7 protein-coding genes are annotated in these 10,560 nt (G+C 72.4%); all 7 read left to right on the plus strand.

The window, feature by feature from the left end; genetic code table 11:
* Nucleotides 1–309: 309 nt before the first annotated feature.
* The 7 genes from mreC to STTU_RS22375 all read left to right on the plus strand — a co-directional run bounded on the left by mreC (nucleotide 310) and on the right by STTU_RS22375 (nucleotide 10,432).
* Nucleotides 310–1,290 (plus strand): rod shape-determining protein MreC, encoded by a 981-nt coding sequence (gene mreC / locus STTU_RS22345; protein WP_007827107.1) that lies wholly within the window; start codon nucleotides 310–312, stop codon nucleotides 1,288–1,290.
* Between the two features lie 7 nt (nucleotides 1,291–1,297).
* On the plus strand, nucleotides 1,298–1,990 hold the full coding sequence (gene mreD / locus STTU_RS22350; protein WP_007827109.1) for a rod shape-determining protein MreD: 693 nt from the start codon (nucleotides 1,298–1,300) through the stop codon (nucleotides 1,988–1,990).
* 187 nt (nucleotides 1,991–2,177) lie between these two features.
* The gene (gene mrdA, locus STTU_RS22355) at nucleotides 2,178–4,433 is read left to right on the plus strand and encodes a penicillin-binding protein 2 (protein WP_007827111.1); all 2,256 of its coding nucleotides are present in this window, start codon (nucleotides 2,178–2,180) and stop codon (nucleotides 4,431–4,433) included.
* Nucleotides 4,433–5,629: a rod shape-determining protein RodA gene (gene rodA / locus STTU_RS22360; RefSeq protein ID WP_007827112.1), complete on the plus strand. Its 1,197-nt coding sequence runs from the start codon at nucleotides 4,433–4,435 to the stop codon at nucleotides 5,627–5,629. Before mrdA ends, rodA begins: the two co-directional genes overlap by 1 nt.
* Before the next feature lie 98 nt (nucleotides 5,630–5,727).
* The gene (locus tag STTU_RS22365; RefSeq protein WP_007827113.1) at nucleotides 5,728–7,263 is read left to right on the plus strand and encodes a CYTH and CHAD domain-containing protein; all 1,536 of its coding nucleotides are present in this window, start codon (nucleotides 5,728–5,730) and stop codon (nucleotides 7,261–7,263) included.
* Nucleotides 7,264–7,457: 194 nt separating this feature from the next.
* Entirely contained in the window at nucleotides 7,458–9,395 is a 1,938-nt protein-coding gene (locus STTU_RS22370; protein ID WP_007827114.1) for a TIGR03960 family B12-binding radical SAM protein, read from the plus strand.
* A 122-nt stretch (nucleotides 9,396–9,517) separates the two neighbouring features.
* Nucleotides 9,518–10,432 (plus strand): TIGR03936 family radical SAM-associated protein, encoded by a 915-nt coding sequence (locus STTU_RS22375; RefSeq protein ID WP_234019297.1) that lies wholly within the window; start codon nucleotides 9,518–9,520, stop codon nucleotides 10,430–10,432.
* Nucleotides 10,433–10,560 lie beyond the last annotated feature (128 nt).

Consider the following 10,560-nt stretch of genomic DNA (forward strand, 5'->3'; position numbering starts at 1 on the left):
GACGGGGCTCCGCCGGAACGGCCCGTACCGCTTCCGGCACGGAACCCCCGCCGGGGACCGCGCGCCCCCGGCCGAGCAGGACGTGTCGGGGACGCGGTCCCCGGCCGAGCACGACCGCCGGGGCCCGTCCCCGGCCGAGCACGACCGCCGGGGCCCGTCCCCGGCCGAGCACGACCGCCGGGGCGAGCGCCCCGGCCAGCACGACCGGCACGATCGGCGGGCCCCCGGGTGCGGCCCGCCGTACGGCGGACCCCCGTGCGGGAGCCGTCGAGACACGGAATTCCGACGAGGAAGGCACGGCCGCCGCACGTGAGGGACACACGAGAGAGCCGGCTGCTCCTGGTGCTGCTGATCGTCATCGCGTTCGCACTGATCACGATCGACATCCGCGGTGGCGAGGACTCTCCGGTGGACGGCGCCCGGCAGGCCGCCTCCGCCGTCTTCGGACCGGTCGAGAAGGGCGTCTCCGGCGCCGTCGACCCGGTCGGCAACGCGATCGGCGCGGTCCGCGACTCGGACACGCGCCACAACCGCATCAGCGCCCTGGAGCGCGAGAACGCCGAGCTGAAGCAGCGCCTCGGCAGCGACTCCCGCAACCGCAGCAGAGTCCGGCAGCTCGACACCATGCTCCAGCGGGCGGGCGCCGGGCAGTACGGCATCAAGGCCGCCGAGGTCATCGGCATAGGAGCGGCCCAGGGCTTCTCCTGGACCGTGACCATCGACGCGGGCACGCGCGACGGCATCAAGCGCGACATGACGGTGCTCAACGGCGAGGGACTCGTCGGGCGGGTCACCACGGTCGGCCCGTCGAGCGCCACCGTCCTGCTCGCCAACGACCCCGACTTCACGGTCGGCACGCGCCTGGAGAAGACCGACGAACTCGGCTTCGCCTCCGGGCGCGGGGACCGGCCGCTCGCGGTGCAGATGCTCAACGGCAAGGCCAAGGTGAAGAAGGGCGACCAGCTCGTCACCTTCGGCTCGCAGGCCGACAAGCCCTTCGTGCCCGGCGTCCCCGTCGGCCGCGTCGTCCGCGTCGACCCCTCGGGCGGCGACCTCACCCGCACCGTCTACGTCGATCCCTTCGTCGGCTTCACGAAGCTCGACCTCGTCGGCATCGTCGTCCAGGCTCCGCGCAAGGACCCGCGCGACGCGGTCCTGCCGGCGAAGCCCAAGCCCCAGCCCACCCCCACCGTCACCGTCACGGCCACGCCCCCCGGCACCAAGCCCTCGGGCGCCCCCTCCGGCGCGCCCACGGGCGCCGCCGGGGCCGGCGACGGCGACCAGGAGTAGCGGTCACATGCGCCTCAACCGGATTCTGCTCTCCACCGCCCTGGTGGTCGTCGCCCTCATGATCCAGGTCAGCGTGCTGGCCCGGCTCCAGCTCCCGGGCGCCGTGCCCGACCTGCTGCTCCTCACCGTGCTCGGGCTCGCCCTCGTCTACGGGCACCTCGCGGGCGCCTTCATCGGCTTCGGCGCCGGACTGCTCGCCGACCTCGCGCCACCCGCCGACCACGCCGCCGGCAGGTACGCGCTCGTGCTGTGCCTCGTCGGCTACGTCGCCGGGCTCTTCCGCCCCGAGCACGGGCGGATGCGGTCCGTCTTCGTGCCGCTCGTCGTGGTCGTCGGCGCGGCCATCGGCTCGACGCTCCTGTACGCGGGCGTCGGCGCCCTCGTCGGGGACACCGCCGCCCGCCACGTGGGCCTCGCGGGGCTCCTGACGACGGCGACGATCTACGACCTCGTCCTCGCCCCGTTCATCGTGCCCTTCGTCATGTGGCTGGCCCGCCGCTCCGAGAACGACCCGCTCGGCGAGAGCGCGGGCGGTGGCACGGCGCGCGGCGCCGATGTCGCGGCCGGCTGGCTCGCCTCGGGCACCGGGCTCAGCATCGGCGGCGGCGCACGCGGCGGACTGCGCGGTCGCATGGGCAAGGCCCGCATGGCACGCGCGACCCGCAACAGCGGGCGCATCAAGGGGGTGAAGCGGCTGTGAGCACCCCGCGCGGGGCGGCGGGCCGGCCCCGACCGGCCCGTACGCCCGCAGTGCCCGGTACCGCCGCAGTCCCCGGTACCACCCCGGTCCGCGGTGCCGCCGCTCTGCCCCGTACCGCCGCAGCGACGCCCGCCGCCGCCCTCCCGCCCGTCCTCCGTACATTCCGCCCCTGAGGGGGAGGCGACGCATGTCGAACATTCCAGAGACCGGGCGTACCCCGAGGGTCCGCATCCGGCTCGTCATTCTCCAGATCCTCGTGATGTCGCTGCTGCTCACGCTCGGCGGGCGGCTGTGGTACCTCCAGATCCGCAACGGCGACGAGTACAAGGCGGAGGCGACCGGGAACCACGTCCAGCAGGTCGTCGACCCCGCCGTGCGCGGCGCGATCCTCGACGCGCGCGGCGTCCCGCTCGCCGACAACCAGACCCGCCTCGTCGTCTCGGCCTCCCGCACCGACCTGATGAAGACGAAGGACGACGGGAGGACCATCCTCACCAAGCTCGCGGGCGTCCTCGGCATGGAGCCGAAGGACGTCATGGACAAGGTCCGGCTGTGCGACGCGAAGACCCCGCAGCCGTGCTGGAACGGTTCCCCGTACCAGCCGATCCCGATCACCGACGAGGCGAGCCCCAAGCAGGCCCTCCAGATCAGGGAGCGCTCCGAGGACTTCCCCGGCATCACCGCCGAGCCCACCGCCGTCCGCCGCTACACCGCCCCCGGCGGCGCGCAGACCTCGCAGGTGCTCGGCTACCTCTCGCCCGTCACGGACGAGGAGATCAAGTCCGCCGAGAAGACCGACTCGCCCTACCTGCGCTCCGACATGGTCGGCCGCAACGGCCTGGAGCGGCAGTACGACAAGCAGTTGCGCGGCAAGGCGGGGGTGACCCGCTACGAGGTGGACAACCTCGGCCGGGTCATCGGCAAGGCCGAGTCCGACCGCGCGGAGCCCGGCGCGAACGTCGTCACGAGCATAGACGCGCGGGTGCAGGCCGTCGCCGAGTACGAGCTGAACGAGGCGATGAAGGCCGCGCGCAAGGAGTACGACAAGAACACCAGTCGCAACTACAAGGCCGACTCCGGCGCCGTCGCCGTCCTGGAGGCGAAGACGGGCCGCGTCGTCGCGATGGCCTCGCTGCCCGACTACGACCCCAACGCCTGGGTCGGCGGCATCAGCGCCAAGGACTACACCAAGCTCACCAGCAAGAAGTCGAACTACCCGCTGCTCAACCGCGCCATCCAGGGACAGGCGGCGCCGGGCTCGATCTTCAAGGTCGTCTCCACGACCGCCTCGGTCGCCGCCGGCTACCCCTTCAACGGGCGCTACGACTGCTCCAGCTCGTACTCCATCGGCAACCAGGTCTTCCAGAACTTCGAGTCGGAGAACTACGGGCCCATCAGCCTCGGCCGCGCCCTGGAGGTCTCCTGCGACACCGTCTTCTACGGCATCGCGCACAACGAGTGGAAGAAGGACGGCGGCACCAAGCCGAAGAAGAACCCGCACGACTACTTCTACAAGACCGCCCACAAGTTCGGCCTCGGCAAGGAGACCGGCATCGACCTCCCCAACGAGGTCAGCGGCCGGGTCCCCGACCGCAAGTGGAAGCAGGACTACTGGAAGGCCAACAAGGCCGCCTGGTGCAAGTCCGGCAAGAAGGACGGCGACTACGCCGAGAAGATCGCCTACGAGAACTGCCTCGAAGGCAACCAGATGCGCGCGGGTGACAGCGTCAACTACTCGATCGGCCAGGGCGACACGCTCGTCACACCGATCCAGATGGCGAGCATCTACGCCGCGATCTCCAACGGCGGCACACTCCACGAGCCGAGCATCGGCAAGGCCGTCGTGAGCGCGGACGGCAAGCACGTCGAGCAGATCAAGCCGAAGGTCAACGCCAAGCTCCCCATCGACGCCAAGCTCCACAAGGAGATCGACGGGGCCCTCGCGGGCGTCGCCACGCAGGGCACCGCCGCCTGGCGCTTCCAGGGCTGGCCGCAGAAGGACATCCCCATGCACGCCAAGACCGGCACCGCCGAGGTCTACGGCAAGCAGACGACCTCGTGGTTCGCGACGTACACCAAGGACTACGCGATCGTCATGACGATCTCCCAGGGCGGTACGGGTTCCGGAGCCTCCGGGCCCGCCGTGCGCAAGATCTACGACGCGCTCTACGGCGTCGACAGCTCCGGGCGGATCAACAAGAAGAAGGCGCTGCTCCCCGAGCCGGAGAAGGCGCTGCCGAAGATCGAGAAGGACGGGTCGATCGACTCGCCCACGCTCAAGAAGAAGTTCGCGCCCTACAAGCTGGAGGCCCCGCCGCCCTCCACGTCTCCGCTGCTCCCGCAGGACGGCGGCGGGGTGGAGAACGGCGGCGGGGGGCAGGACGGCGGCGGTGTCGCGAACGCCGGAACCCCCGTCACGACCACCGCAGGGAGGCGGGACTGATGGCCGCGGGACCCTCGCTCACCGTCGCCGGATACGGCCCCGAGCGCTCCTCCTGGACCCGGCTGCTCGCCAAGGGCTCCCTCGCCCGGCGGCTCGACTGGCCGATGCTGCTGTGCGCGCTCGCCCTCTCGGCCCTCAGCTGCGCGCTCGTCTACTCGGCGACGCGCGGGCGCACCGAACTCGTCGGCGACGACCCGTACGCGTTCCTCGTCAAGCACGTCGTCAACATCGGCATCGGGCTCGGCCTGATGATCGGCACGGTCTGGCTCGGCCACCGCACCCTGCGCACCGCCGTGCCGATCCTGTACGGGCTCTCGGTCTTCCTCGTGCTCCTCGTGCTCACGCCGCTCGGCGTGACCGTCAACGGCGCGCACGCCTGGCTCATGGTCGCGGGCTTCTCGCTCCAGCCCGCCGAGTTCGTCAAGATCACGATCATCCTCGGCATGGCGATGCTGCTCGCCGCGCGCGTGGACGCGGGCGACCGGGACCACCCCGACCACAAGACGGTGCTCCAGTCGCTCGGCCTCGCCGTGCTCCCGATCATCATCGTGCTGCTCATGCCCGACCTCGGCTCGGTCATGGTCATGGTGATGATCGTGCTCGGCGTGCTGCTCTCCTCCGGCGCCTCGAACCGCTGGGTCCTCGGCCTCATCGGGGCGGGCACCGCCGGGGCCCTCGCGATCTGGCAGCTCGGCATCCTGGACGACTACCAGATCAACCGCTTCGCCGCCTTCGCCAACCCGAACCTCGACCCGGCGGGCGTCGGCTACAACACCAACCAGGCGCGCATCGCGATCGGCTCGGGCGGCCTCACGGGGACCGGTCTCTTCCACGGCACCCAGACGACCGGGCAGTTCGTGCCCGAGCAGCAGACCGACTTCGTCTTCACGGTCGCGGGCGAGGAACTCGGCTTCGCCGGGGCCGGGCTCATCATCGTGCTCCTCGGCATCCTCCTGTGGCGCGCCTGCCGCATCGCGCGCGAGACGACCGAGCTGTACGGGACGGTCGTCGCGGGCGGCATCATCGCCTGGTTCGCCTTCCAGGCATTCGAGAACATCGGCATGACCCTCGGCATCATGCCCGTCGCGGGACTGCCCCTGCCGTTCGTCAGTTACGGGGGCACCTCGATGTTCGCCGTGTGGATCGCGGTGGGGCTGCTCCAGTCGATCAAGCTGCAGAAGCCGCTGTCGGCCTGAACCGGCGGCAGGGACCGGCGGTGGCCTGATCCCGACGGTGGTGGTTCTTCGGTGACGCGGGCCCGTTCGGGCCCGCGTTTTCCGGTTACGTTCCCCTTATGGCGACCGCGACGCACGAGACGGAACGCAAGTACGACCTCGACGGCCTCGACCCCGGCGCGCCCCTCCCCGCCCTCGGCTCCGTGCCCGGAGTGCGCGCGGAGACCGGGGGAGAGGTCCACGCACTCGACGCCGTCTACTACGACACCACCGACCTGCGCCTCGCGAGCAGCCGCGCCACCCTGCGCCGCCGCACGGGCGGCGAGGACGCGGGCTGGCACCTGAAGCTGCCCGTGGGCGGCGACACCCGCGAGGAGCTCCGGCTGCCGCTCGGGGAGACGCCGGAGGGGGAGACCGGGAGCGCCGCGGTGCCGGAGGAGTTCGTACGGCTGCTGGCCGCGCGCACCAGGGGCGCGGCGCTCGTCCCGGTCGTACGGCTGCGCACGCGGCGGACGACGCGGCTGCTGCGCGACGCCGAGGGGCGCGCGCTCGCGGAGATCGCGGACGACGCCGTACGCGCGGAACGGCTCGACGGCGGCGGCGAGGCACGCGAAGGTGCGGGGGCGTCCTGGCGCGAGGCAGAGGCGGAGCTCACCGGGGCGGGGACGACGGCGCTGCTCGACGGCGTCGAGGAGCGGCTGCGCGAGGCGGGCATCCGCCGGGCCGAAGGGCCCTCCAAGCTCGTCCGCGCCCTCACGGAGACCGGCACCCCGCCACCCCCGCTCGCGCCCGGCGCCGCGCGCGACACGGCCGGGGGCCACCTCCTGCGCTACCTCCGCGCCCAGTACCTCGCCTTCCTCGACCGCGAGGCCGGCGTGCGCCGCGACAGGCCGGACTCCGTGCACAAGGCGCGCGTCGCCCTGCGCCGCACCCGCAGCGCCCTGCGCAGCCACCGCACGCTCCTCGACCGGGCCCGCGTGGACGCGCTGCGCGCCGAACTCAAGTGGCTCGCGGGCGAACTCGGCACCGACCGCGACCGCGAGGTCCTGGAGGAACGCCTGCGCGGACAGCTCGCCGACGTCGCGGGGCCGCTCCTGCTCGGGCCCGCCGAGGCCAGGATCACCACCTGGGCCGTCCGCGCGGGCGACACGAGCCGCGCCACGGCGCTCGCCGCGCTCGACGACCCCCGCTGCCGCGCGCTGCTCGACGACTGGGCGAACCTGCTCGCCGCACCGCCCCTGAGGCCCGCCGCGATGCGTCCCGCGCCGCGGCACTTCCGCAAGGCGGTCAGGAAGGAACGCCGCAGGTCGCGCAAGCTCCTCGCGCGCGCCCTCGCGCTCCCGCACGGCCCCGCGCGCGACGTCGCGCTGCACGAGGCGCGCAAGAAGACGAAGCGGCTGCGGTACGCGGCGGAGTCCGCGCGGCCCGTCCTCGGCAAACCCGCCAAGCGCCTCACCCGCGAGGCCAAGGCCCTCACCTCGCTCCTCGGCGACCACCACGACGGCGTCGAGGCCCGCGCCGTACTCCTCCGCATCGCCGCCGGTGCCCAGACGGCGGGCGAACCGGGCTTCACGTGGGGGCTGCTGTACGGGAGGGAGGAGGGACGCGCACGGGAGACCGAGAGGGAGGCGGAGCGGCTGCGGGCGGGGGAGTGAGGGGAGCAGGTCTCAGGGTTTTCCCCTAAGGGTCGCGTGGGCCCCCGGCGGGCCCAACGGGTGGGGCGGGGCCGGGGTTCCCGGGGGAGGCGGTCCTCGTGCGGGCGCGGGGGGCGGGCCGGGGGCGGTTACGCTGAGAGTTCGTGATCCCTCCCCGGATCGTGCCCAGCTCCCGACGTCACAAGGTCAGCCAGATGCCCGTCGAGTCCGCACCCTCGGTCTTCCCCCAGCTCGAAGCCCTGCTCCCGCACGTGCAGAAGCCCATCCAGTACGTCGGCGGTGAGCTGAACTCCACGGTGAAGCCGTGGGAGGAGTGCGATGTGCGCTGGGCGCTCATGTACCCCGACGCGTACGAGGTCGGGCTGCCCAACCAGGGCGTCATGATTCTCTACGAGGTGCTGAACGAGCGCGAGGGCGTCCTCGCCGAGCGCACCTACAGCGTGTGGCCCGACCTGGAGAAGCTCATGCGGGAGCACGACGTCCCGCAGTTCACCGTCGACAGCCACCGCCCCGTCGGCGCCTTCGACCTCTTCGGCCTCAGCTTCTCCACCGAGCTGGGCTACACCAACATGCTCGCCGCGCTCGACCTCGCGGGCGTCCCGCTGGAGGCCGCGGACCGCACCGAGGCGCACCCGCTCGTCGTCGCGGGCGGCCACGCCGCCTTCAACCCCGAGCCCGTCGCCGACTTCATCGACTGCGCCGTGATCGGCGACGGCGAGCAGGCCGTCCTGGAGATCACCGACGTCGTCCGGGCCTGGAAGGCCGAGGGCATGCCCGGCGGCCGGGACGAGGTGCTGCTGCGGCTCGCGAAGACGGGCGGCGTCTACGTCCCGCGCTTCTACGACGTCGAGTACCTGCCCGACGGCCGCATCGCCCGTACCGTCCCCAACCGCTCCGGCGTCCCGTGGCGCGTCTCCAAGCACACCGTCATGGACCTCGACGAGTGGCCCTACCCCAAGCAGCCGCTGGTCCCGCTCGCCGAGACCGTCCACGAGCGCATGTCCGTGGAGATCTTCCGCGGCTGCACGCGCGGCTGCCGCTTCTGCCAGGCCGGGATGATCACCCGCCCGGTGCGCGAGCGCTCCATCACCGGCATCGGCGACATGGTCGAGAAGGGCCTGCGCGCCACCGGCTTCGAGGAGGTCGGCCTGCTCTCGCTCTCCTCCGCCGACCACTCCGAGATCGGCGACGTCGCCAAGGGCCTCGCGGACCGCTACGAGGAGGAGAAGATCGGCCTCTCGCTCCCCTCGACCCGCGTCGACGCCTTCAACGTCGACCTCGCCAACGAGCTGACCCGCAACGGGCGCCGCTCCGGGCTCACCTTCGCCCCCGAGGGCGGCAGCGAGCGGATGCGCAAGGTCATCAACAAGATGGTCAGCGAGGAGGACTTGATCCGCACGGTCTCCACCGCCTACGGCAACGGCTGGCGGCAGGTGAAGCTCTACTTCATGTGCGGGCTCCCCACCGAGACCGACGAGGACGTCCTCCAGATCGCCGACATGGCGACCCGCGTCATCGCCGAGGGCCGCGCCGCCTCGGGCCGCAACGACATCCGCGCGACCGTCTCCATCGGCGGCTTCGTGCCCAAGCCCCACACCCCCTTCCAGTGGGCCCCGCAGCTCTCGCCCGAGGACACCGACGCGCGCCTCGCGAAGCTCCGCGACAAGATCCGCGGCGACAAGAAGTACGGGCGCTCGATCGGCTTCCGCTACCACGACGGCAAGCCCGGCATCGTCGAGGGCCTCCTCTCGCGCGGCGACCGCCGCGTGGGCGCGGTCATCCGCGCGGTGTACGAGGACGGCGGGCGCTTCGACGGCTGGCGCGAGTACTTCTCGTACGACCGCTGGATGGCCTGCGCCGAGAAGACGCTGCCCGCCTTCGGCGTGGACGTGGACTGGTACACGACGCGCGAGCGCTCCTACGAGGAGGTCCTGCCCTGGGACCACCTCGACTCCGGTCTCGACAAGGACTGGCTGTGGGAGGACTGGCAGGACGCGCTCGACGAGACCGAGGTCGAGGACTGCCGGTGGACGCCGTGCTTCGACTGCGGGGTGTGCCCGTCGATGCAGACGGAGATCCAGATCGGGCCGACGGGGCGGAAGCTGCTGCCGTTGTCGGTGGCGGGGCAGTAGCTCGGCGCTTGCCGGGGCGGGCCTCGCGGGGCTCCGCCCCGGGCCCCGCTCCTCAAACGCCGGAGGGGCTGGGGTGTGATGCCGTCGGGATGTGATGCGGCTGGAGCGGGGTGCGTTCCCGCATGGGGGACCATGCGGGAACCTCCGCTCGCCGCTGCACGTACTCTAGAGACAAGGACGACCACACTCCCGAAGGACTGACTCCCCTGGGCAAGCGACAGCCCGAAGGCCCCCCTCCGGCGCCGGTCACGCAGCGCATCCGGCTGCGGTACACCAAGCGCGGGCGCCTCCGGTTCACCAGTCACCGCGACTTCCAGCGCGCCTTCGAGCGCGCGCTGCGCCGCGCCGAGGTACCCATGGCCTACTCCGCGGGCTTCACCCCGCACCCGCGGGTGTCCTACGCCAACGCCGCACCCACCGGCACCGGCAGCGAGGCCGAGTACCTGGAGATCGGCCTCGCCGCGTCCCGCGACCCGGAACGCCTGCGTCAACTGCTCGACGAGTCCCTGCCCACCGGGCTCGACATCGTCGACGCGGTCGAGGCCCGCACCCCGCACCTCACCGAGCGCCTCCAGGCCAGCGTGTGGGATCTGCGGCTCGACCAGGTCACCCCCGAGACCGCCGCGCTCGCCGCCGAGAAGTTCATGGCGCGGAGCGCGGTCGAGGTGGAACGCCTCACCAAGAACGGCGTACGCACCTTCGACGCCCGCGCCGCCGTCGTCCGTCTCGGCCTCGCCGAACAGCGGGCCGACGAGCCGAGCGAGCGTCCTTGTGCGATACTGCGCCTGGTTGTACGGCACCTGACACCCGCCGTGCGTCCTGACGACGTCCTGTCCGGCCTCCGAGCCGTGGCCGAACTGGCGCCGCCGGTCCCCGCAGCGGTGACCAGGCTGGCGCAGGGGCCGCTCGATGAGGAGTCCGGCACGGTCACCGACCCGCTCGCGCCCGACCGCGAGGCGGCACCGCCAGCCACGGCAGCCACCGTGAGCGCCGGCTCCGCCACCGCGACGACGCCCGCCGAGGAAGGCACCGCGTAGGGAGTGTCCCGCCCACCCCGGCGGGCCCGCAGCACCTGGCACGGCACTGCCCAGCCCCTGGCTGGGAAGAGCCTCCACACCTGCGGCCCCGGCCCCGGGAACGGCGGGAAGCCTCCTGACCGGCCGTC

This window comes from Streptomyces sp. Tu6071, from assembly GCF_000213055.1.
In the GTDB taxonomy this organism is placed as follows: Bacteria; Actinomycetota; Actinomycetes; order Streptomycetales; family Streptomycetaceae; genus Streptomyces; species Streptomyces evansiae.